The sequence below is a fragment of the Clostridium sp. C1 genome, assembly GCF_018223625.1.
Taxonomy (GTDB): Bacteria; Bacillota_I; Bacilli_A; order Erysipelotrichales; family Coprobacillaceae; genus Allocoprobacillus.
This window is the reverse complement of the sequence record NZ_CP073631.1, coordinates 2,085,510-2,108,606: the sequence shown is the minus strand read 5'-3', so window position 1 is coordinate 2,108,606 and position 23,097 is coordinate 2,085,510. Positions and strand designations below refer to the sequence as shown.

The 23,097-nt window shown below is 30.5% G+C and carries 25 protein-coding genes; 23 read left to right on the top strand and 2 right to left on the bottom strand.

Annotated features, from left to right (window positions below):
- Nucleotides 1-395: 395 nt before the first annotated feature.
- On the bottom strand, nucleotides 396-902 hold the full coding sequence (locus KEC48_RS11305; RefSeq protein WP_211962338.1) for a transcription repressor NadR: 507 nt from the start codon (nucleotides 900-902) through the stop codon (nucleotides 396-398).
- A 140-nt stretch (nucleotides 903-1,042) separates the two neighbouring features.
- On the opposite strand from KEC48_RS11305, the gene KEC48_RS11300 reads away from it, so the two are divergent.
- The 12 genes from KEC48_RS11300 (at nucleotide 1,043) to KEC48_RS11245 (ending at nucleotide 11,180) form a co-directional block, all read left to right on the top strand.
- Complete coding sequence (locus tag KEC48_RS11300) at nucleotides 1,043-1,336, top strand: hypothetical protein (RefSeq protein ID WP_211962336.1); 294 nt, start codon at nucleotides 1,043-1,045, stop codon at nucleotides 1,334-1,336.
- Nucleotides 1,337-1,350: 14 nt separating this feature from the next.
- The gene (locus KEC48_RS11295; RefSeq protein ID WP_211962334.1) at nucleotides 1,351-1,938 is read left to right on the top strand and encodes a hypothetical protein; all 588 of its coding nucleotides are present in this window, start codon (nucleotides 1,351-1,353) and stop codon (nucleotides 1,936-1,938) included.
- Entirely contained in the window at nucleotides 1,935-2,576 is a 642-nt protein-coding gene (locus KEC48_RS11290) for a LytTR family DNA-binding domain-containing protein (RefSeq protein WP_211962327.1), read from the top strand. The genes KEC48_RS11295 and KEC48_RS11290 overlap by 4 nt, the downstream gene beginning before the upstream one ends.
- Nucleotides 2,577-2,601: 25 nt before the next feature.
- On the top strand, nucleotides 2,602-3,147 hold the full coding sequence (locus KEC48_RS11285) for a DUF2812 domain-containing protein (RefSeq protein ID WP_211962325.1): 546 nt from the start codon (nucleotides 2,602-2,604) through the stop codon (nucleotides 3,145-3,147).
- A 129-nt stretch (nucleotides 3,148-3,276) separates the two neighbouring features.
- Nucleotides 3,277-4,092, top strand: a complete 816-nt coding sequence (rsmA, locus tag KEC48_RS11280; protein WP_211962323.1) for a 16S rRNA (adenine(1518)-N(6)/adenine(1519)-N(6))-dimethyltransferase RsmA — start codon at nucleotides 3,277-3,279, stop codon at nucleotides 4,090-4,092.
- A gap of 26 nt (nucleotides 4,093-4,118) precedes the next feature.
- Nucleotides 4,119-4,865 carry a sporulation peptidase YabG gene (locus tag KEC48_RS11275; protein ID WP_087359094.1) on the top strand — a complete coding sequence of 249 codons (747 nt, stop codon included), beginning with the start codon at nucleotides 4,119-4,121 and terminating at the stop codon, nucleotides 4,863-4,865.
- 5 nt (nucleotides 4,866-4,870) lie between these two features.
- Nucleotides 4,871-5,731 carry a 4-(cytidine 5'-diphospho)-2-C-methyl-D-erythritol kinase gene (gene ispE / locus KEC48_RS11270; RefSeq protein WP_211962321.1) on the top strand — a complete coding sequence of 287 codons (861 nt, stop codon included), beginning with the start codon at nucleotides 4,871-4,873 and terminating at the stop codon, nucleotides 5,729-5,731.
- Between the two features lie 125 nt (nucleotides 5,732-5,856).
- Nucleotides 5,857-7,257, top strand: coding sequence for a bifunctional UDP-N-acetylglucosamine diphosphorylase/glucosamine-1-phosphate N-acetyltransferase GlmU (gene glmU / locus KEC48_RS11265; RefSeq protein ID WP_087304467.1), 1,401 nt, complete (start codon nucleotides 5,857-5,859; stop codon nucleotides 7,255-7,257).
- Nucleotides 7,258-7,275: 18 nt separating this feature from the next.
- Nucleotides 7,276-8,235, top strand: coding sequence for a ribose-phosphate pyrophosphokinase (locus tag KEC48_RS11260; protein WP_087359100.1), 960 nt, complete (start codon nucleotides 7,276-7,278; stop codon nucleotides 8,233-8,235).
- Between the two features lie 290 nt (nucleotides 8,236-8,525).
- A complete protein-coding gene (locus KEC48_RS11255; protein ID WP_211962319.1) occupies nucleotides 8,526-9,284 on the top strand; it encodes a TatD family hydrolase in 759 nt (252 codons plus the stop codon).
- A gap of 12 nt (nucleotides 9,285-9,296) precedes the next feature.
- Nucleotides 9,297-10,235, top strand: a complete 939-nt coding sequence (locus tag KEC48_RS11250) for a G5 domain-containing protein (protein ID WP_211962317.1) — start codon at nucleotides 9,297-9,299, stop codon at nucleotides 10,233-10,235.
- 105 nt (nucleotides 10,236-10,340) lie between these two features.
- The gene (locus KEC48_RS11245; RefSeq protein WP_211962315.1) at nucleotides 10,341-11,180 is read left to right on the top strand and encodes an aldo/keto reductase; all 840 of its coding nucleotides are present in this window, start codon (nucleotides 10,341-10,343) and stop codon (nucleotides 11,178-11,180) included.
- Between the two features lie 587 nt (nucleotides 11,181-11,767).
- On the opposite strand, the gene KEC48_RS11235 is transcribed toward KEC48_RS11245, so the two are convergent.
- Nucleotides 11,768-12,544, bottom strand: coding sequence for a transposase (locus tag KEC48_RS11235; protein ID WP_211962005.1), 777 nt, complete (start codon nucleotides 12,542-12,544; stop codon nucleotides 11,768-11,770).
- Nucleotides 12,545-12,846: 302 nt separating this feature from the next.
- Here KEC48_RS11235 and KEC48_RS11230 point away from each other — a divergent pair, with 302 nt between their 5' ends.
- The 11 genes from KEC48_RS11230 to KEC48_RS11180 all read left to right on the top strand — a co-directional run bounded on the left by KEC48_RS11230 (nucleotide 12,847) and on the right by KEC48_RS11180 (nucleotide 22,571).
- The gene (locus KEC48_RS11230; protein ID WP_087297036.1) at nucleotides 12,847-13,239 is read left to right on the top strand and encodes a hypothetical protein; all 393 of its coding nucleotides are present in this window, start codon (nucleotides 12,847-12,849) and stop codon (nucleotides 13,237-13,239) included.
- Between the two features lie 88 nt (nucleotides 13,240-13,327).
- Nucleotides 13,328-13,831 carry a PTS sugar transporter subunit IIB gene (locus KEC48_RS11225; RefSeq protein ID WP_211962313.1) on the top strand — a complete coding sequence of 168 codons (504 nt, stop codon included), beginning with the start codon at nucleotides 13,328-13,330 and terminating at the stop codon, nucleotides 13,829-13,831.
- Between the two features lie 2 nt (nucleotides 13,832-13,833).
- Entirely contained in the window at nucleotides 13,834-14,643 is an 810-nt protein-coding gene (locus tag KEC48_RS11220; RefSeq protein WP_211962304.1) for a PTS sugar transporter subunit IIC, read from the top strand.
- Nucleotides 14,640-15,485: a PTS system mannose/fructose/sorbose family transporter subunit IID gene (locus KEC48_RS11215; RefSeq protein ID WP_211962302.1), complete on the top strand. Its 846-nt coding sequence runs from the start codon at nucleotides 14,640-14,642 to the stop codon at nucleotides 15,483-15,485. Before KEC48_RS11220 ends, KEC48_RS11215 begins: the two co-directional genes overlap by 4 nt.
- A gap of 15 nt (nucleotides 15,486-15,500) precedes the next feature.
- Nucleotides 15,501-16,310 (top strand): Cof-type HAD-IIB family hydrolase, encoded by an 810-nt coding sequence (locus tag KEC48_RS11210; protein ID WP_087297040.1) that lies wholly within the window; start codon nucleotides 15,501-15,503, stop codon nucleotides 16,308-16,310.
- The gene (locus KEC48_RS11205) at nucleotides 16,307-16,546 is read left to right on the top strand and encodes a SemiSWEET transporter (protein ID WP_211962300.1); all 240 of its coding nucleotides are present in this window, start codon (nucleotides 16,307-16,309) and stop codon (nucleotides 16,544-16,546) included. The genes KEC48_RS11210 and KEC48_RS11205 overlap by 4 nt, the downstream gene beginning before the upstream one ends.
- A gap of 14 nt (nucleotides 16,547-16,560) precedes the next feature.
- Complete coding sequence (locus KEC48_RS11200) at nucleotides 16,561-17,523, top strand: type I phosphomannose isomerase catalytic subunit (protein WP_211962293.1); 963 nt, start codon at nucleotides 16,561-16,563, stop codon at nucleotides 17,521-17,523.
- 24 nt (nucleotides 17,524-17,547) lie between these two features.
- On the top strand, nucleotides 17,548-19,296 hold the full coding sequence (locus tag KEC48_RS11195; RefSeq protein WP_211962291.1) for a class I mannose-6-phosphate isomerase: 1,749 nt from the start codon (nucleotides 17,548-17,550) through the stop codon (nucleotides 19,294-19,296).
- A 9-nt stretch (nucleotides 19,297-19,305) separates the two neighbouring features.
- Nucleotides 19,306-21,072 (top strand): class I mannose-6-phosphate isomerase, encoded by a 1,767-nt coding sequence (locus KEC48_RS11190; protein WP_211962289.1) that lies wholly within the window; start codon nucleotides 19,306-19,308, stop codon nucleotides 21,070-21,072.
- 118 nt (nucleotides 21,073-21,190) lie between these two features.
- Entirely contained in the window at nucleotides 21,191-21,943 is a 753-nt protein-coding gene (locus tag KEC48_RS11185; protein ID WP_087304928.1) for a GntR family transcriptional regulator, read from the top strand.
- 1 nt (nucleotide 21,944) lies between these two features.
- Entirely contained in the window at nucleotides 21,945-22,571 is a 627-nt protein-coding gene (locus tag KEC48_RS11180; RefSeq protein ID WP_087304927.1) for an HAD family phosphatase, read from the top strand.
- Nucleotides 22,572-23,097: the final 526 nt, after the last annotated feature.

The window sequence follows — 23,097 nt, the reverse complement described above, 5'->3', positions numbered from 1 at the left end:
CATGATAGAAATGTTCTTGCTTTTTTATAAGATATACAAATTGTAGATATTTGTATACTTTTTTTATGAGTGTGGAGTTGTCATATTGATATGGGAGGATTTATAAAATGAAAATAAGTTTCTTATGATAAAAATTGCAAAGTTAATGTGATTTGATAGAGGATGTTGAAATAGTACATATGATATACTACAATGAATATGTCAATAGGAGATATAGTAATATATCAAAAAGTGGTGATTCCTGCCATAAAAAGGAAATGAAAAAGTAAGTCTAGAGATTGAACTCTAGTCCTATAAGTTTATGTTTTTGAAAATCATATTTTATTGTGAATCTATAATAAAAAGCACGAACTTAAGAATAATTATATTCCTTAAGTTCATGTTGTTAGAAATGATTAACTTTTCTTAAATAAATATCCTTTTTCATCTAAAGCATCAACAATACGTTGATATGTTTCTTGATTTAAGCATTGAATTGTATGTAAGTGAAGACCATTTGTTAACTGACTTAAAGGTTTTGCATTATCATGAGTAATCTTTTTCAAGAATTGATTAACATCATAACGTGATGATAAATGTAATTTTCCTGTTAATTGTCCATAGATGGGATGCTCCACAATAACATCGATGATAGAACCACCTAAATCAACAATCGTATACAATTCATCAGCAAGTTGTTCTTGGGTATGTTTAACAGCAAGAGTATAGGTATGTTGTAATTGATGATTATCTAAAATATAACCTCTAGGAGTAGCAATAATATTGGTTCCACTGGCACGAATTAAAGCAACATCACCAACAATGATTTGTCTGGATACACCTAATTTTTTCGCCAGAGCAGATGCAGAAACAGGTTTTTCACTTTTTTTTATTTCTTCGATAATTTTCTCTTTTCTATCCATAATGTTTTACCTCACAACAAATTATAAATGATTTCAACTCTAAAATAAAGTAGAATAAGTCTATAAGATGTTGTTGATGTCGCTTATATTTACAATGTTATAAAAAGGCATAAAATAAAAAGTGAAAGGAGGAAGGAATCATGTTAAAGGCGATATTATCAAAGTTAAAACCATTTCTTGGAACATTTCAATTACATTTGGATAAAAATATTGAATTTGATTATTTTATCATATTTAAGGATGAGAAAAATATTTCTTGGGAAATACTTAATCAAATTGGGAAATGGAATTATTATGGGAAAAAAGCAGTAAGAGGGTGGTCATCTTTATCTAAGAAAGATATTAAACAATTTTTAATGAAGCACTTAAAGTGTAATGAAGATACAATTGATGTTATAAATGCTAATAATGAATTATTTAGAATGAGATTTTAAAGAGGTGATGACTTATGAAGTATGTTGTTGGTAAACCGTCAATATTAACGGCAATTTTATTATCAACTTTTTACTCACTCTTAGGAGTTGCAATTTATATTTTTACACCTTGGGAAGGAATGAATTATGCTGGTATTGTAATCATTTTTTTAAGTATTTTTGTTATCTTTCCAGAGGCAGCATGTAGTGAACTGATGTGGGAAATAGATACTCAGACTTTAAAATTTACTAATTATTCAAAAGGTATTGATAAAATTTTAACATATTATCAACAACTTTTTGTAGCAAAACGTTTTCCATATCAAGTTGTCATCAATTTGGAACAGATAGATTATATTGCTGTCACATATGCGAAAGTGCCTAGAGCACCTTTTGGTGCTATTGGTTATGATGTTTGGTTTAATATTCATACTTATGATGGTTCAGTTTATAGTTTTATTGCTTTAACATTATCTGGTAAAAAGGATTTTAATCAAGCTGTAGATTTTATGAAGGAACAAGGTATTCATTTTAAAGATGGTTATCATATCTTGGATGCGTTACATTCTCATGAACATCTTTCTTATTACTTAGAAAGAATAGATAAGGAGCAATCAAAATGATTAGAGTTAGCATATCTTCAAAAAATAATCAAATGATTCAACAATCATTTGAACAGTTCTTTCAAAAAGAGCATTTAGAATATTGCATCGTTCCTTATCAAAAACAAAGCTATCAAGATATTTATATTTTTGAAATTCAAAATAAAGAAGACTTACAACTTATTGCTAATCATCCTTATTCTCCCTATTCTTTATATTATGTTATTGGACCAGAGGATTATGTAATTACAAGTGAATGTATTCGTCTAAAGGTTGATCTTTATTTTTCAAAGCAGGCATTTATAAAAGAACTTGAAAAATATAAGGATTATATCCTAAAGGATATACAAGATAAATTCCAATATTATCAATACCAAAGAAATGGAATTATATCTCAAATTCGTTTATCACATATTTATTATGTAGAATCATTAAGACATTCTATTATTATTCATTCTATTAATGGCACAATGGTAGAAAGAAAAAACTTAAAAGATTTTCTAAACACAATTCAATCATCACAATTTATCCAGATTCATAAATCATTTATTGTCAATAAACAGTGGATTAAAAATATTTTTTCTGATCATGTTTTATTAAAAAATGATGAAACATTACAAATTGGTAGAGCTTATAAAAATCATATTCAATTATTATAAATTATAAAGGTGAGGAGGTATTGATATGCTACGAATAAAAAGTGATATGGGAATGGTCGCTATGCAAAGATATATTAATAAGAAAGCTGTAAAGGGTTATCGTTTAAAATCAATTGTTCCATTTATATTATTTCCACCATTGCATTTTATAGCTTTTACCTTCAAAAAATCAGCTACAAATAAGATTAGGTATCTTGTTGAATATCAAAGATTCGAAGATGATGATTTAAAGAAAAAGTATATTCAACATATGAAAGATCAAGGATGGACATTATTTACAAATGTTTCTATTAATAATGATGCACTTGTTTTTTATACAGATCAAGACGCATTAATTTCACAAATCAAAGTCACAAGAGAAGATTTGATGAGAGATGCTCAATTACAATTTCAACATGGTTGTATTTTAACATGTCTATTTATCATCTTTTACTCTGTTATTCCTCTTACAAATCATATAGATACATTTATTGGATTTATATCTCATTATTTCTTTTTGATTGTAGCATTAGCTACGATTATATATGCATCTATTAAATATATTCTTATAAAAAAATCAGTTATTAAATAGTGAATCATCTAAGTTAATTACAAAAAGTATCATTCAAAATGAAGTTAAGATTGATACTTTTTTGATTGCTTGAAATAGGTTGCTTTTCTTTTGTATGAAATTGGATTATAATAGGTTTTAGGTGAGAGAATGAAAGATATAGCAAAAAAGGCAAATACAATGTATCTACTAGAAAAATACAATATGAAAGCAACAAAGAAATTTGGGCAAAATTTTCTAATAGATTTAAATGTTGTACAAAAAATTGTAGATTGTACATCTATTGATCAACAAACCTGTGTGATTGAAATTGGACCGGGTATTGGGGCATTAACAGAACAGTTATCTTATCGAGCAGGACATGTTGTGAGCTATGAAATTGATATAAGATTAAAAGATGTCTTAAATGAATCACTGCAAGAATGTACTAATGTAGAAGTCATATTTCAAGATTTTTTAACAGTTGATTTAAAACAGGTTGTTCATCATTATAAACAACATTATTCAAAGGTTTGTATTGTAGCAAATCTACCATACTATATTACATCAGATATTTTAGAACATATTATTACATCACAGGCAGATATTGATAGTATACATGTTATGGTTCAAAAAGAAGTGGCACTGAAATTAACAGATGCATCTTATCATAGTCCATTGACTTTTATGATAGAAAGTATAGGTCAAGCTTCTTTAGATATGACAGTTTCTAAAAATGTATTTTCACCTGCTCCAAGAGTAGATAGTGCGATTTTATCTATTATGATGGAAAAGACATACAACCCACTTTTAACAAAGATTTTAAAACAGGCATTTACACAAAAAAGAAAAACAATCTATAATAATTTAAAAGGATTGTTTTTAGAAAATACAGAAAACATATTAAATGAATGTGATATTGATTTAAAAACAAGACCAGAACAATTAACGATTGAAGATTATCAAAAACTCACACATTATTTATAAATTCATATGATATATGGGTGATGTTTATGAAGATTGGCGATTATGTTGTGAGAAAAAAATATAATCGAGATATATTGTTTGAAATATTTGATATTAAAGATGATGTTTATTATTTAAGAGGTGTAGAATTAAGATTGATTGCTGATAGTGAGGAAGAAGACTTGGAGTTAAGTGAAGTTCAACCTCATGATGATGATCATTTTGTGATGGAAAGACATCCTGTGATTAGAGGTAAAGTTTTACATCTGGATGGTGATGAAAAGTATTTAAAGATGTGTCAGAAAAAATATGAAGAATTAAAGATTAGGGCTGATTGTTATTATATGAAAGAAAGTGAAATGGCTGATCGTGTTGTTGAATTATTAGAAAAACACAAGCCTCAGATTTTAGTCATTACTGGACATGATGCGTTAAGAAAAAATGCTGATAAAAGTATTGGACAGAATTATCAACATTCATTAGATTATATGGCAGCAGTGAAAAAAGCACGACAGTATCAGGGAGATAAGGATGCTTTGATTATTATTGCTGGAGCGTGTCAATCGTACTATGAAATGTTATTAGCGAGTGGTGCTAATTTTGCTTCCAGTCCTAAACGTATTAATATTCATGCATTAGACCCTGTTTATATTGCAAGTCTAGTAGCTAATGAGAGTGTTAGAAATTATTGTGATGTGGAAGATATTATCAATCATACATCACACAAACAAAGTGGAATAGGGGGCATTGATACAAGAGGTGTCGCCAGAAAAATATATCCAACGAGAGGATGAAAAGTATGAAAATAAGAGCTTATGCAAAGGTCAATTTAGCATTGGATGTTGTCAGAAAAAGAGAAGATGGTTATCATGATTTAGAGATGATCATGGCACCTATAACTTTACATGACTTGATTTATATTGAAAAGATTGATCATGGTATTCAAATCACTGCAAATACCAATCGTATGCCAACAGATCAAAGAAATATCATGTATAAAGTTGCACAGTTACTCATAGAACGTTATCAAATTCCTTATGGAGTCAAGATTCATATTTATAAACATATTCCTACACAAGCAGGACTCGCTGGAGGAAGTGCGGATGGTGCAGCTGTTTTAAAAGCAATGAATCGTATGTTTAGATTGAATTTGTCTTTAGACACATTAGCCAAAATAGGGAAAGAAGTTGGGGCTGATATTCCTTTTTGTATTTATGAAAAAATGGCTTTAGTGAAAGGAATTGGAGAACAGTTAGAATTTATTAATCAAGATTTTCATTGTTATTTATTGTTGGTTAAACCAAAAAAAGGTGTATCTACAAAGAAATCATTTGGAATGCTTGATTTAACAAATGCAGAGCATCCTCTAATCATGGATATGAAAGAAGCTATTGAAAATAATGACTATCAGGGGGTTGTCAATTGTTTAGGGAACACTCTAGAAGAAGCATCTTTAAAGATAGTCCCTGATATATTAAAAATTAAAGAAGAAATGAAAGAATTAGGGTTTGATGGCGCTTTAATGTCTGGAAGTGGTTCTTGTGTATTTGGTTTAACTCAAGATCAGGAGTTGTTAGAAAAAGGCTATCAGTTCTTTTTGAATAGATATGCTTTTGTCAGAAAAACAGAGATTTTAAATAAGGATTCACTGAAGTTATAAATAACTAACTTTTGATTTTATAAAAAAGAATGGAAAAATATGGGTATGAACATAAGTATTTCCCTGTTTCCTCTTTTTTTTTATATATTTTTTTGTTAGAATAGTGGCGATAAGGAGAGAAAAAAATGAAAGTATATGCTATTGTATTGGCTGCTGGTAAAGGCACAAGAATGAAGTCTGATAAACCAAAAGTAGTACATGAAGTATTATATAAGCCAATGATTAATCATGTTGTAGATGAATTAAAGGCTTTAGGTGTAGATGAAACAATTGTGATTGTTGGTCACGAAGCTGATCAAGTGAAAGCAATTGTGGATGATGTCACTTTTGTTGATCAAACAGAACAACTTGGTACAGGTCATGCTGTATTGCAGGCTAAAGATATTTTAGCTAATCGAGATGGAATGACTCTTGTTTTATGTGGTGATGCACCATTGATTCGTAAAGAAACATTAAAAGAATTTATTGCGTATCATCAAGAACATCATAATCAGGCAACAATCATGAGTGCTGATTGTGATCCAAGTACACATTATGGAAGAATTATTAAAGAAAATGGTCAAGTCACAGGAATTGTGGAATTTAAAGATTTATTAGAAAGTCAAAAAGATATTACTGAAATGAATACTGGAGAATATTGTTTTGACAATAAAGCTTTATTTGAAGCATTAAGTCAAGTGACAAATGATAATGCGCAAAATGAGTATTATTTGACTGATGTTATTGGAATCATGAATCATCAAGGTTTAAAAGTAGATGCTTATAAGATTGATGATTTTGATGAAGTTGGTGGTATTAATGATCGTGTAGCATTAGCTCAGTCAACACAATTTTTAAGAGATCGTATTAATCGTGAACATCTTTTAAATGGAGTGACTATTGTCGATCCATCTAATACGTATATTGGTAGAGACGTTGTGATTGGACACGATACAATTATTGAACCAGGATGTATTATAAAAGGGAAAACAGTGATTGGAAGTCATTGTCATATTGGACCATATTGTGAATTTACAAATATGGAAATTAAAGATAATGTTGAAATTAAATTCTCTGTTTTAAGTGATTCAATTATTGAAAGTGGTGTAGATATTGGACCATATGCAAGATTGAGAACAAATTGTCATATTCATGAGAATGCACATTTAGGTAACTTTGTAGAAATGAAAAAAGCTGACTTTGGTGCAGGAAGCAAGGCTTCACATTTAACTTATGTAGGAGATGCTCAGGTTGGTCAAGATGTTAACTTTGGTTGTGGAACAATTACATCTAACTATGATGGTAAAAATAAATCACTCACAAAGATTGAAGATAATGTCTTTATTGGATGTAATACCAATTTAGTGGCTCCAGTGACAGTGAGAAAGAATGCTTATATTGCAGCAGGATCAACAATTACAAAAGAAGTTGATGAAGATGCGATGGCAATTGCGAGAGCTAGACAAGAAAATAAACAAGGTTATAGTAAGATATTAAAAGAAATACGTGAAAAAGAATACGAAAGACGAAATAAAAATAAAAAATAAGGAGAATATGGGGTAAAAATGAAAAATAACATAACAATATTTGCTTTATCATCTAATCAGGAATTAGCTCATTCAATGGCTGATATTTTAGGGACAGAAGTTGGGAAAAGTAAAGTTCATCATTTTGCAGATGGTGAAATCTTAGTTGAAATTGAAGAATCAGTACGTGGAAAAGATGTCTTTATTGTACAATCAACATCAAATCCAGTGACTGAAAACTTAATGGAAATTTTAGTTTTAACTGATGCTTTAAAACGTGCATCAGCAAAAGAAATTACAGCAGTTATACCATATTTTGGTTATGCTAGACAAGATCGTAAGGCAAAACCAAGACAACCAATTACATCACGTTTAGTTGCTGACTTATTAACAGTAGCTGGGGTTGATAGAGTTGTGACAGTAGACTTACATGCACGTCAAATTCAGGGATTCTTTGATATTCCAGTTGATGAAATGGAAGCTTTACCTCTTATTTGTAGATATATTAAAAATAAAAATATTGAAGATTTATGTGTTGTATCACCAGATCATGGAGGAGCAACGCGTGCTAGAAAAATGTCAGAAGCATTGGATTGTCCAATTGCTATTATTGACAAAAGACGTCCTAAACCAAACGTTGCTGAAGTTATGGGTATTATTGGGGATGTTGCAGGTAAAAACTGTGTCTTAATTGATGATATGATTGACACAGCTGGTACAATTGTAGCTGGAGCACAAGTCTTAAAAGAAAAAGGTGCTAAAGATGTTTATATTGCTTGTACTCATGGTGTATTATCAGGACCAGCAGTAGATAGATTAAAAGATTGTGTCGCAAAAGAAGTGATTATTACAGATACAATTGCTATTCCAGAAGAAAAACGTTTTGATAAATTAGTACAAATTAGTGTAGCTGAATTATTGGCTTATACTATTGAAAGTATTGAAAATGATTTACCTGTAAGTGATGTTTTCAAACATTTTGATTTTAAGGGTGAATAGTGATTGATGGGAGATTGAAGAATCTCCTTTTTATTTTGTTATGAGAATTTGATTAAATAATTGTGAAATAGACATACTATAAATATGATGTTGGTGATTTCAACGTTTTTTGACAAATATTTATAGATTGGAATATTTCAAAAGAGTATAGAATGATGTTTGTTATAATGACAAATATATGGAATTGTGAATAAGAAAAATGTCGATAAAATGGGAATAATTGTATATTTGTGTTTTTAGAAATTTGACAAAGCTTTAAATATTTGTTATTATGCCTCAGGGTGATGAAGATGTATTTCAATACACATACACATTTAAATAGTGAACAATTGTATCCTAATAGAGATCAATTTATTCAAAATGCTTTAGAACATCAAGTCGAAAATATGGTTGTTGTAGGATATGATTTAGAGTCATCAAAGAAAGCTGTTGAGATAGCTCATGAGTATTCATTTATCTATGCAGCAGTCGGAATAAGTCCTAATGATTGTAAGGATACAACTGATGAAGATTTAAATGAAATTGAAAAATTGCTTCAAGACCCATGTGTAGTGGCTTTAGGAGAAATAGGTTTAGATTATTATTGGGAAGAAGTCCCTCATGAAAAGCAAAAAGATATTTTTATAAAGCAAATTGAAATTGCTAAAAAATATCAAAAGCCCATTGTGATTCATGCTAGAGATGCCTATGAAGATACTTACAATATCTTAAAACAAACTGCACATTATGGCATTATGCATTGTTATAGTGGATCGGTAGAAATGGCAAAGCGATATATTGATATAGGTTTTGAAATATCATTAGCTGGACCCGTGACATTTAAGAATGCAAAAGTCCCTAAAGAAGTTGCTCAATCAATTGATATAGAACATTTAATGATTGAAACGGACTGCCCTTATTTAACACCTCACCCATTTCGAGGAAAGTTGAATGAGCCAGCAAATGTTGTGTATATTGCCCAGGAAATAGCAAAGCTAAAGAACATGGAGATAGAAGACGTTGCTAGAATCACAACATTTAATGCCAAAAAAATGTTTGGGATTAAATAAGGAGGATATTTTATGTTACAAAAAGCTAAAGAGGCAATTGTCTCGGCTGATAGCCGAACAAAAGGAATTTTAGCGATGGCTGTGGTATATGTTGTTATTATGTTAGCAACTGTATCATCAGGAGCTGTTAATCAGATTACAGATTTTATTCCAACTGTAGATATTCGTTTAAAAGATGGTTTACAGGAGGAAAAAGATTATTTGGTCAAGCAGGATACAGTATCAAATGTCTTAAATGAATTAAATGTTGAGTTAGATCAGAAGGATACTTTAAATAAAGATAAAGAAGAGATTGTTCAACAAAATGATTATATTGAAATCACAAGAGTTGAAACGAAAACAATAGAAAAAATAGAAACAATACCATACTCAACAAAAACCAAAGGTAGTGGAAGCTGGACAAAAACAGTTGTTCAAGAAGGAAAAGATGGAAAAGCTAAAAGAACTTATCTGTTGACTTATGCTAATGGAAAAGAAACTGATCGTCAAATGATTAAAGAAGAAATTATTGAAAAGCCAGTAGATAAGATTATTCAATATGGTGGTGTTTTAAAAGGTACAACTTTTACAGGTAGATTGACAATATATGGTGGAGATTGTACAGGATGTGGAGGAACATCTTCATCTGGTGTGAAATTATCCCCAACGAGTGGAGTCAATAATACCAACTCACCTTACTTATATTATAAAGGAAAGAAATATTATTGTTTGGCTGCTGATCGATCTATTCCATTTGGAACTGTGATTAAGATTTCTAATCATAATTTAAATACAGCAGGGACTATTTATGGAATTGTTGTAGATCGTGGTGGTGCTATTAAGGGAAATAAAATAGATATTTTTAATGGTAGTGAAGGTTCTGGGAAAAGATATTTTGGTGGTGGCACCTCACATAATACCAAATTTGAAGTTGTTTCTCTTGGTAGTGGAAATGCGAATTTTTGGAGATAGGAAAACTATCTCTTTTTTTATTTTATGATGACTGTGTTGACAAAAAAATATGTAAGTGTTAATATAATGATGACATGACATCATTATAACAAAAGGAGGGAGATAATGGATTTAAAATTAAATAATGGTGTAAATATACCTTGCATTGGTTTTGGAACATGGAAAATGAATGATTATGAAATTGCTGTTGAATCAGTAAAATCTGCTATTTTATATGGATATAGACATATTGATACAGCAAGTATCTATGGTAATGAAGATGCTGTTGGTGAAGCTATAAAACAAAGTCATATAGCCAGAGATAAACTATTTATAACAACGAAATTGTGGAATACAGCGTGTTCTTATGAAGAAGCTATAGAGGCCTTTAACAAAAGTTTAGAGAAATTAAAACTTGATTATGTTGATTTGTATTTAATCCATTGGCCAGCCCCTAAAGATTGTAGATCGTTTTATCAAAAAAGAAATATCGAAATTTATCGTGCAATGGAAAAATTGTATAAAGATGGAAAGATAAAAGCTATTGGGGTAAGTAATTTTTTGAAGCATCATTTAGAGGAGTTAAGCAGTCAAATAGAAATTCCAATTATGGTCAATCAAATAGAATTCCATCCTTATTATTATGATGAAGAGACGATAGCATATTGTCAAAAACACAACATTGTTTTAGAGGCGTATAGTCCATTGGGAAGAGGTCAAGTGTTAAATGATCCTATCATCAAAAGAATAGCAAACAAATATAATAAGACACCAGCACAAATTTGTATTCGTTATGCCATAGATAATGAAATTATTCCTTTACCAAAATCTATAACTATTGAAAGAATAAAAAGTAATCATGAAGTTTTTGATTTTCAATTAACAGCCAAGGATATTCAAGAAATAAAAAATCTTAGTCATGATCATGGAAAGATTGGTTCTCATCCAGATATGGCAGATTTTTAAAGGAGCTAACTATATAAAATTCAAGTCATTTGATGAAAAAAGTTTGAAAATGTTAAATGATTTGATTATGGTAGCTCATCAATATGTAAGATCTTTGAAATGTGAATACGATTTGTGTTTTTGGGCATGACGAAAACAGCCTATGGAATAGACTTTTTTGAATACGGTTTCATTTTCTTTCTATCTCAGTAACGATGCATCAAACTGCTGATTTGTCGTTACCAGATGATAGATGACTCTCAACAGCTTCCTGATGCAATGTCCCTGCGCACAGCGATGACTTTTTCCCTGTGAGCGTTTAAGGTCGTAGTAATCCTTGAAGACCTTGTTGAACCTGATGACTGGCACAATGACCTGATATAACGTCTTTCTTAAATAGCTCGATCCCTGCTTGGTTATGGCACTATGCTTGGCTTCGTACTGACTTGATTCGTAGTGAAATGGGGCGACACCCGCTGCCTTTATTATCTTTGAAGGCTTAGAATAGTTGAAAATATCTCCATATTCTGCTAGAATTGATGTACCAGAGAAATGCGAAATTCCTGGTACGGAGATGATAGGAGAGTTTAAGTCAGTGGAAAACTCTTCTATTTTTTATCTATTTCTTTGAGCTGATCGTTAAGCAGTTCGATATGAGCTATCAAATGCTTGATCTGCATTTCATCTGCCAACGAAGAAATGCCAACAGATGTTTTTGCACTTTCCTTTAGCTTTTCAGCAGTCAGAGAAATGCGATTGCCTCTGCCGGTAATATCAAAGCATTTGCGTAAAGTTCTGATGTCAGCCTGTGCAATGGCCTTTGCACTGCCAAACTGTTTAAGAATAGACATATAGACTTTTCCATACTTGGATTTAAAAAGTGCGTTATATTCAGGGAAAACAAGATCTATGCATTTCTGCAGACGATTGGAAAGAACATTAATCTGTTCCTTGAGGGAATGATGCAACCTAGTCAGCTGCTTCTGTTCATAAAGGTCAAATTTCTTAGATGACGTCAAACGATAAGGTTTCTTGAGTTTGTTTGAGCTTAATATATCGCATATATTAAGAGTATCAAGTTTATCGTTTTTAGTGATGCCACCATCCATTCTACGATTGAGATCGGTAGTTTTAGGATTGATCAAAGCGACGCTGTAGTTCTTCTGTAAAAGAAAGCGCAATAAAGCGAAATGATAATGACCAGTATCTTCCATACCGATAAGAACGCTATCAACAGGATAGAGAGCGATCTGAGAGATAAGGAATTCAAAACCCTGAGCATTATTAGAGAAAGCGACAGGCTGAAGAATAATTTCACCAGTCAACTTGTCAACGATACTGACGAAATGCTTGTGCTTTCCAATATCAATACCAACTAATTTCATAAAAACCATCCTTTCAAATAAATTTCATGTGAAGTGGTACCCACAACACTTAGACCATAAAACCTGGTTCAAAATGCGAATTCAAAGACTCATCTAACTCATCGTTATTGAGGAATAAGTGAGTGGTCCAAACCTCCTTGAAGTAGTCAAAGCCACACGGAAAAATACAAATCCACAAACACATATTTCAATTTTACATATAAACCTAAACGTCATCAACTACGTATTAATAAAGTTGATAGAAAGGAAAAGGTATATTTTAATGACTGATAAATGAGTCAATTATAATATACCAGGAAAACATGAAAGCTATTTTATTAGTGACACACTCTACTATGTGTGAAGGAGTAAAAGCAAGTTGCGAAATGATTATAGGACAAAAGGAAAATTTATATACATGCTCTTTAACAGAAGAAGGAGTGGATAATTTTAGAGTTCATTTAGCAGCAATTATAGAAAAATTAGAAAAAGAATATAAAGAAGTTATTATTGTAACTGACATCCCAAATGCTACGCCATATAATGAATGTTACAGATATATATTAAGTCATAAAGACTCTCATTTATGTCTGATTTCTGGCATGAATCTCGCGATGGTCATAGAGTTAGGAATGATGAGTTCTTTGGATATGGAAATGAAACAATTAGTTGATCAAGTAATAGAAACAGGAAAAATTTCTATTTGTAGTTTATAGCATTGCATTTTTATTAAAGTAATGCTATTATATTAATGTAAAGATGTCATGACAACACGATAACATAACAAAGAGAGGCGAGGGAATTATGTCATTAAGTTTGGTAAGAGTAGATGATCGTTTGATTCACGGTCAGGTTGTATTGATGTGGTCAAAGGTAAGACAGGGAGACGCTATTATTCTTTTGGTAGATGATGCTTTAGGAAGTGATCCATTTTTAAAAGAAGTCTTTTTAAATGCAGGGAATGCAATTGGAAAAAAAGTTTATATTTTTACAGTGGATCAAGCTTTAGAGAAAATACCAAAAGCAGTAGCAGGAAAGAAACACTACTATGTTATTTCAAAGAAAATTGAACAACTTTATCAATTGAATAAACATGGTATTGATTTTGGAGATGAAATTATTTTTGGTACAGCTAGTAAAGCCGAAGGGACGAGAAAAGTTTACAATAATATTTACTTATCAGAAGATGATATTCAACACTGTGATGAGTTGGCACAAAAAGGAATAAAAATTCAATTTAAACTTATTCCTGATGAACAAGGATTAAGTTGGGAAACCGTAAAAAATAATTTGAAGAAGGGAGAATAATTATGGAAATTACAGTTATGCAAGCTATACTGATAGGTATTGCTTGTTGGTTAGGAAGTTGTGAAAATGCACAACCATTAGGAGTCGGTTTTTCAGATGCATTATCAAGACCAATCGTAGGTGGAACGATTGTAGGATTTATCTTAGGTGATGTAGCCACAGGTGTTACTATTGGAGCAGCAGTTCAAGCTATGTATCTAGGGCAAGTTTTAATTGGTGGAGTTGCTACAGCAGATATGGCATTTGTATCTTATCCATCAATTGCATTAGCGATGTTAGCGGGAGCGGATGCAACAGTAGCAGTAACATTGGCTGCAACAGTAGGTGTCTTAGGAGCAGCAGTTTTCACTGGATATGAAATTTTATGTTCTGTTTTCTATTCATTAGGTGATAAATTCATTGCAAATAATGATATTAAGAAAATGAAACTAACATATATGGTTTTACCACCTCTTACAAGTTTTGTAATCAGATTTGGTATCACTTTCTCAATTGTTATGCTTGGAAGTGCGTATGCAGCAGATTTATTAGCAGCAATTCCAGAGATAGTTTTACATATAGCAAGTGTTTTAGGAGGAATTTTACCAGCAGTAGGTATTTCTATTCTTGTCACTTATACATTAAAAGATTTTAAATTTATTATTTATTTCTTAATTGGTATTGTATGTATTACCTTCTTGGAACTTAATATGGTTGCCACTGCAGTAGTGGGTATGTGTTTAGCAGTTATGTATTATATGTTTATTGGTGGTCAAAATGAATCGACCACTCAACAAAATGATGATGACGTAGAGGAGGATGAATTGTTATGAGTGAAAAAGTAGAAACAGTAAAAGCTGAAGATAATAAAGTGACGTTAACTAAGCAAGAAGTTAATAAGAGCTGGTGGATATGGTTTAAATATTGCTTAACTGTATTTGGATATGAAAGATTACAGGCTCCAGGATTTACTTTATCTATGTTACCAATCTTGAAAAAATTTTATTCAAAAGATCCAGATAAGATGGTTGCACGTTTGAAATGTCATTCAGTTTTCTATAATACAAATCCTGTATTTGGTGCTATGGTTAATGGAATTGTCGCTTCAATGGAAGTAGAAAGAGGAAATGGAGCTAAAATTACTGATGAATTTATTAACAGTATAAAAGTTGGTTTAATGGGTCCATTAGCTGGAATTGGAGATGCTGTTACACAGGCAACGCTCCCACCAATTATTTTAAGTATTGCAATTGGATTGTCATCAGGTGGTAGTCCATTAGGAGCAGTATTTGCAGTTTTAGGTTTATACTTATCACAAATGGCTTTATCACGATTGTTCTATATGCAAGGATATAAATCTGGTAGAGAAGCTGTTTCAAAATTGTTAGGTAAGCAGATGACTAAAATACAAGATGCAATGTCTGTATTAGGATTAACAGTTGTTGGAGCAATTACTGCAAGTTATGTTAATTTAACAATTACAACTCAATATGTCAGTGAATATAGTACGATTAATTTCCAAGAGATTTTAGATGGTATTTTCCCAAAATTAATTCCAATGTGTTTAGTTTTATTGGGATATTACTTATTGAAAAAGAAAAAGATGAGTGCTGTTAAACTTATTGGAGTTTATTTAATTATTGCAATTGTTTTAGGAGTTTTAGGTATTGTATAAAATGAGGTAAAGGGTATGGATAAGGTTATATTTTGTGATTTAGATGATACATTATTAAGACCAGAAACAAAAGAAATATTGAATGAAGATGTTCAAGCAATTCAATATTGGATTGCTAAAAAGAATAGTTTTGTGTTATGTACTGCCCGACATCATACTTTTTTAAATAATATAACGCAAAAGTTAAAACAATACGATTTTGACTGTATCGGTTGGAATGGTGCAGAAATATATATGGATCATAAAGTTGTTTGTCTATATCCTTTTTCTAACATACAATTTTTAGATATATATAAAGGCATGTATAAATATAAAGATTATGCTAAGGTCACAAATATAGATAATGTATATATATATGGAAAATTATCATCTTATACAGCAAATATGTTTAAGAAAGATCCAAACAAAGTTATTCATCAAACAATAAATGAGTATATTCTCACAGATTATAAACCAATCATTCATATAAATTATATTTTTCCAAATCAACAATTGCATAAAGAGTTTTATGAAGATTATCAAAAAAATATTCTGGATCATGAAAAACTATATCAATGTAAAGTAACATCAGATTATAGTTATGATATTACTCAAAAACAAGCTACAAAAGAGCAAGGCATCAATCAATATTTAAAACTCAATAATATACCTAAAAATAATACAATTGCTATTGGTGATAGTTTAAATGATATAGGAATGTTTGAATTTTGTCATACAAGTTTCTGTATGACACATGGTTATGAAGAAGCAAAACAAAAAGCGACATATGTCGTTGATAACATAAAAGAAGCTATTGATATTTTAGAAAGTAGGATAGAAGAATGATAGGAATGATAGCTGCTTGTTTACCAACATTATCTTTTGTACCACAAGCTATACAGGTTATTAAAACAAAAGATACATCAGGAATTTCTTTGATTATGTATTCTATGTTTGTTATAGGTGTTTTCTTATGGTTTATACATGGAATATATATAGGTGATTATGCAGTTATAGTGGCTAATTGTATTACGTTTATATTAGCTTCAATTATATTGTGTTATAAAGTGAAATATAAGTAGAGGTGATAAATGATATGGATGAAAAGTATATATTTTTAAAACCAACATTTTCAACTGCAATTTGGGGTGATGGCTCATTAGTTCATCATTATCATGTTGAAAAATATGTACCAAAAGATATGAATATAGATGAAATTACTGGTTTAGGAGCATTTTGTGGGTTACCACAAGACGCTAATGAAATTATGAATGGAAAATATAAAGGACGAAAACTCAATGAACTTTATGATGAACATCCAGAAATGTTTGGAACACCATCCACTTTAAGATGGGAGCATATCCCTGTATCTATGGGAATAGCTCATGCATGTACTGATTTAAGTATACAAGTTCATCCAACTGAAGAGTATGCATTAAAGAATTTAGGATGTCATGGAAAAAGCGAGAGTTGGTATATTGTCAATTGTCCACACAATGCTGATATTGTAATGGGACATAATGCAAAAACCATTCAGGAATTAGATGAGTATATTCAAAATAAAGATTGGAATGGTTTATTAAAACGATATCCAATTTTTCCAGGTGCTTTTTATAATATTCAAGCTGGTACATTACATGCAATACAAAAAGGAACGACTTTTATGGAAGTGTGTAATCCTTGTCCTGTTACATACCGTTTTTATGATTATGATCGATTAGATAAGCAAGGAAAACCAAGACAGCTTGATGTTGAAAAGGCTAAAGATAACATATTAGTCCCATTTGAATGTCAGGATACACATTATTCTTATCGAAATCATCAAGGTGTGACAGAAATCAAATTAACTGATAATAAGAATTTTTCGGTTTATAAATATGTTATAAATGGAAGTGGAGAATTAACGATGCCTAAACCTTATTTGGGAGCCTTTGTCATTGAAGGTCAAGGACAAATAGAAGATGTTAAACTCCAAGCGGGTGATTCTTTCTTAATTAGTGCCAATGTAAAAAAATTAATGTGGAAAGGAGAAATGACAGTTTTAGCATATTATGGGTAATTCTAAAATTGTTAGATATATTATATGTATGAAGTAGAAAATAGAATACCGAATTTTGATTTATATCCAAAGAAAAAAATAGATATTAATGCTAAAGTAGGAATCTTAGACATTATTGATGAAATTAATAACAAGATAAAATCAATTCAAAAAGATTGTATTGTTGTTTGTTTTGATTATTATCATGGTGTTAATGAAATATTATTTGAAGATATTGCTAAAGCACTACAACCACAATTGATTATTCATTCTGATATTGCTAAATATGATGAATCAATGATTCAAAATAAGTTTGGAAAGTTTATTACTGAAGATCGTGTTAATGGGGTATTTAGTGTAGGTAATATTGAAGAATTCTTTGATGTTGATAAAATCAAAGACATACAAAATAAAATTCAAGGAACCAAAGGTTTAGTTATAGTTTATGGTGTTGCATCTCAAGTTGTTTGTAATCCTGATATTCTTATTTCTGGTTCAATTAGCTATCAAACAATTAAAGATAGATATAACCAAGGTTTAGGAAATTGGGGTGCACATAATGAAGATGAAGAATATTTGAGAAAAGAAAAGAGATTTAATTTCTTAGAAAGTAGAGTTCAAGACAAGCATAAAAGAGAGATTTATAAAAAATGTGATTATGTTATTGATTGTAATAAAGATGATCAATTTGTTATGGTTACAAAAAATGACTTTGATAAGATTGTATCTCAATTTTCAACAAGTCCATTTAAACCTATTCCTATCTTTATGAAAGGAGTATGGGGTGGTCACTGGTGTCAAAAAGTTTTAAATGCCGGAAAAGATTTAGAAAATACTGCTTGGGGAATCACTGGATTTTTGGATTGTCAAGCTGTAGCAGCACAATTAAATAATGCAGTTTTTGAGTTTCCATCAACTGATTTGATTTTATGTAATCCTAAAGAAGTATTAGGAAGAAAAATTTGGTATCTTTATGGAAACCGATGTCCTTTACATGTCAATTTCTTGGATACTTGGGGTGGAGGAAATCTTAGTTTACAAGTTCACCCAACACTTGCATATGCTCAAGAAGTATTTAATTCATCATGGGGACATTATGAAAGCTATTATATGTTAGATGCTTGTGATGAAAGTTCTGTTTATTTAGGAACAAAAGATGGTGTCAAACTTGATGATTTAGTAGAAGCTTTTGAAACAGCACAAGAAACTGGTGAATTTGATGATGAGAAATGGATAAATCATTTCCCAATGAAAAAACATGATCATGTCTTTATTCCAGGTGGAACAATTCATTCGGCTGGAAAAAATACATTAACACTTGAAATTGATATGTTTTGTTTTACGACGTTCAAGTTATGGGATTGGGGACGTGTAGATTTTGATGGAAAACCACGACCAATTAATATAGATCATGGAAAACATGTTATTCAAGAAGAATTCCAAACTCAAATGATTAAAGATCAATTTATTTCTAAAAAACAAGAAGTAGATAGAGGATATGGATGGCGTAAAGAAAGAAGTGGAACAATGCCATTTGAAGCTCCTATGGAAGTCAATAGATACTGGTTTAGTAAATCAGTACATTTTGATCCTAATGATTGCATTGTAATTCATGTGTTAGTTGAAGGAGAAGAAGCTATTATTAAAAGTTTAGATGATAGTTTTGAACCAGTTGTCATTCATTATGCAGAAGCAGTGTTTGTACCACCAGCTGCAGGACAATATACTATTAAACCATATGGAAAATCTAAATCTCAAGAATGTGCAGTATTAGAAATTTATATGGATATATAGGAGGTTATTATGTACGAAAAAATAAATGAAAGAATACCGAACTTTGATTTACATCCTGTTTTTACAATAGATGGAACACAATCATGGAAAGGATATCAAGAAATTAGCAAAATTATTGATCATGAAATGCAAAAATATGAATCGAAGTGTGTTTTGGTTATTGACTCATATTATCATATTAATCATAAAGAATTAAGAGAGTATTTCATAGATAACATTAAACCTCAATTAGTTATTTGTACAGATGATCTGAGAGCAGATGATGATATACTACATGAGAGATTAGATAAGTTCATCACTAATGATCGCATTAATGGTGTATTTGCTATTGGACAAATTGATGAATATTTTGATAGTGAAAAAATAAAGACAGCACAAGAATTGATTCATAATACTACACAAGGAATGATTGTCGTATATGGCATTGGAGCTGCATTGGTTACAAAAGGCGATATTCTTGTTTATAATAATATAACTATTCAAAGAGTTAAAGATGGATATCTTTCATCATTGTCAAATTGGGGAATGAACAATCCTCATGAAGATCCACTTACAAAAGAAAAAATTTTCAATTTTGTTGAAGCTAAATATTTTGATAATCATAAACGACATCTTTTTAATGATATGGATTATGTCATTGATGGAGATGATATAGATAATCCTGTTATGGTAACTGGAGATGATTTTAGAAAAACTTTAAATTATTTTGCTTCACATCCTTTCAAATTAGAGCCATTCTTTAACAGAGGCGTATGGGGTGGACATTGGTGTAAAGATGTTTTGAAAGGAGGATTAGATAAAGAAAATACTGCTTGGGGTATGACAGGATGGATGAATTTTCAAAATACACTAGCAAAATTAGGAGAAAATGAATTTAGAATTATTGGTAGAGATATAGTACAATATAAAGCTGTTGAGTTTTTAGGAAATCAAAATTTTTTCTGGTTTGGATATAATTGCCCAGTTGGATGTGATTTTTTAGATACATGGGGTGGTGGAAATTTAAGTTTGCAAGTTCATCCAGATATTGGATATGCACAAGAAGTTTTTAATTTTCCATTTGGACATTATGAGAGTTATTATTTTCTTGATACATCTGAAAAAAGTTCTGTATATTTAGGGACTAAGGATGGAGTCAAAAAAGAGGAACTGGTTAAAGCCTTTAAAGAAGCTCAAAAAACTGGTGAATTTGATGATGAACAATGGATTAATCGTTTTCCAATGAAAAAACATGACCATATTTATATTCCAAGTGGAACAATTCATGCTTCTGGTAAAGATACTTTAGTATTAGAAATAAATCCAATTGGATTTCAGACATTTAAACTCTGGGATTGGGGACGTATTGATGCTGATGGTAAACCAAGACCAATTAATATAGATCATGGTGAAAAGGTTATTCAAGAAAAATATCAAACTAAATTTGTAAAAGAACATCTTATTTCTAAAAAAGCTGAAGTTGATAGAGGAACTGGATGGAGAAAAGAGCATAGTGGAACAATGGAATATGAATTATTAAAAGTTGATAGATATTGGTTTAATAAGCCAGTGTTTTTTGAAACAAAGGATCATGTAAAATTGCATGTACTTGTAGAAGGAGAAGAAGCTATTATTGTTAGTCCTAATAATGAATTTGAGCCTATTGAAATTCATTATGCTGAAGCAGTTTTTATTCCTGCAAGTGTTGGACAATATGTAATAAAACCTAAAGATAAATCTGATGAAGAATTGGCTGTTTTAGAATGTTATATGGATATGGGTAATGCGTATCAATAAATACTTCCCTTTTTGAAAAAATAGGGTGAAAATCCCTATTTTTTCAAATTTATAATAATAATAAATAGGTAAAATATGGAAAAAATGTTACAATGTGACAAGAGGAGTTGATATATAAATGAAATATACTATTGATAAAAATATACCTTTACCATTATATTACCAGCTAAAGCAAATTATAATCAATTTGATTGATGATGGTGTTTATAAGGAAGATGAAACAATTCCCACTGAACACGAATTAATTGATAAATATCAGTTAAGCAGAACAACAGTTAGACAGGCATTAAATGAGCTTGTAACTGAGGGTTATTTATATAAAAGAAAAGGCGTTGGAACATTTGTTTCATCTAAGAAAAAAATTAATGATCAACAAGAGGTTATCAATTCAACAATATATAAATTAGATAAAGTTATTAATAGAAATGGTTTTGTTTGTAAAACAAAATTTTTAAATGTTGGAATAACTGAGGCTACACCAGATATTGCTAAACACTTATCAATAAATGTAGGTGATCTTGTATGGGTCATGGATAGAGTCAGATATGCTGGAATAAAGGTAGCATCATTTTCACGCTCATATATTGATAAAAAATTATTAGAAAATTTTGATAAAGAGGCTAAAGAAGCAGCACAGCATTTCTACCAGTATCTGGATAGTAAAGGATTAAAAGTATCTATTATTCGAGAAACACTAATTCCAAGTTTACCTGATAGTGAAGTTAGAAAAATTTTAGAAGTCAGCTCTACAAATCCAATTATGCTTGTCCAAGATATTGGATATGCTGACGATGGAACCGTCATAGAATATTCTATTTCATCTTTAGATGTCACTTTTATTAATATGACAGCAACATTTAAGAGGGGTTAAGATGAAACCGTATATTATTTTTGATATGGATGGAGTTATTATTGATAGTGAAAGTTGGTACATGAACCAGTTAAGGAATTTTTTTGTATCTAGAGGATATGTTATACCAGAGAAGAAACTGGAAGAAATACTAGGTTTAAATACTAAAGATATATTTGATATTTTAAAAGAATATATTAATTATCAAGGTAATATTCAATACCTTTTTGAAAAGTATCTTCAGGAATTAAAATTCCCTAATTATCAACAAATAGTTTTTCCAAATGTTCAACAATGCATAGAAAATATCTTTCAAAAGAATATTGATATTATCATAGCTTCTTCGTCACCAAGAAAAATAATAAAACAAGTTTTGACAGATTTAAACTTAGATAAGTATATATTATTTTACATGGGAAAAGAAGATGTTAAAAAAACAAAGCCTAGTCCGGAAGTTTATCAAATAATTGTAAGACAACAAAAATATCAAAAGCCATTGTTTGTTGTAGAGGATAGTACTTTTGGAATACAAGCAGCAAAAATGGCAGGTTTAGAAGTTGTTGCTTACTATTCAGGAAAATTTCAAAATAATCAAAGTCAAAGTGATATAATTATTACAAATCACATGCAATTGTTGAAATTATTATAAGGAGCTAACTATATAAAATTCAAGTCATTTGATGAAAAAAGTTTGAAAATGTTAAATGATTTGATTATGGTAGCTCATCAATATGTAAGATCTTTGAAATGTGAATACGATTTGTGTTTTTGGGCATGACGAAAACAGCCTATGGAATAGACTTTTTTGAATACGGTTTCATTTTCTTTCTATCTCAGTAACGATGCATCAAACTGCTGATTTGTCGTTACCAGATGATAGATGACTCTCAACAGCTTCCTGATGCAATGTCCCTGCGCACAGCGATGACTTTTTCCCTGTGAGCGTTTAAGGTCGTAGTAATCCTTGAAGACCTTGTTGAACCTGATGACTGGCACAATGACCTGATATAACGTCTTTCTTAAATAGCTCGATCCTGCTTGGTTATGGCACTATGCTTGGCTTCGTACTGACTTGATTCGTAGTGAAATGGGGCGACACCCGCTGCCTTTATTATCTTTGAAGGCTTAGAATAGTTGAAAATATCTCCATATTCTGCTAGAATTGATGTACCAGA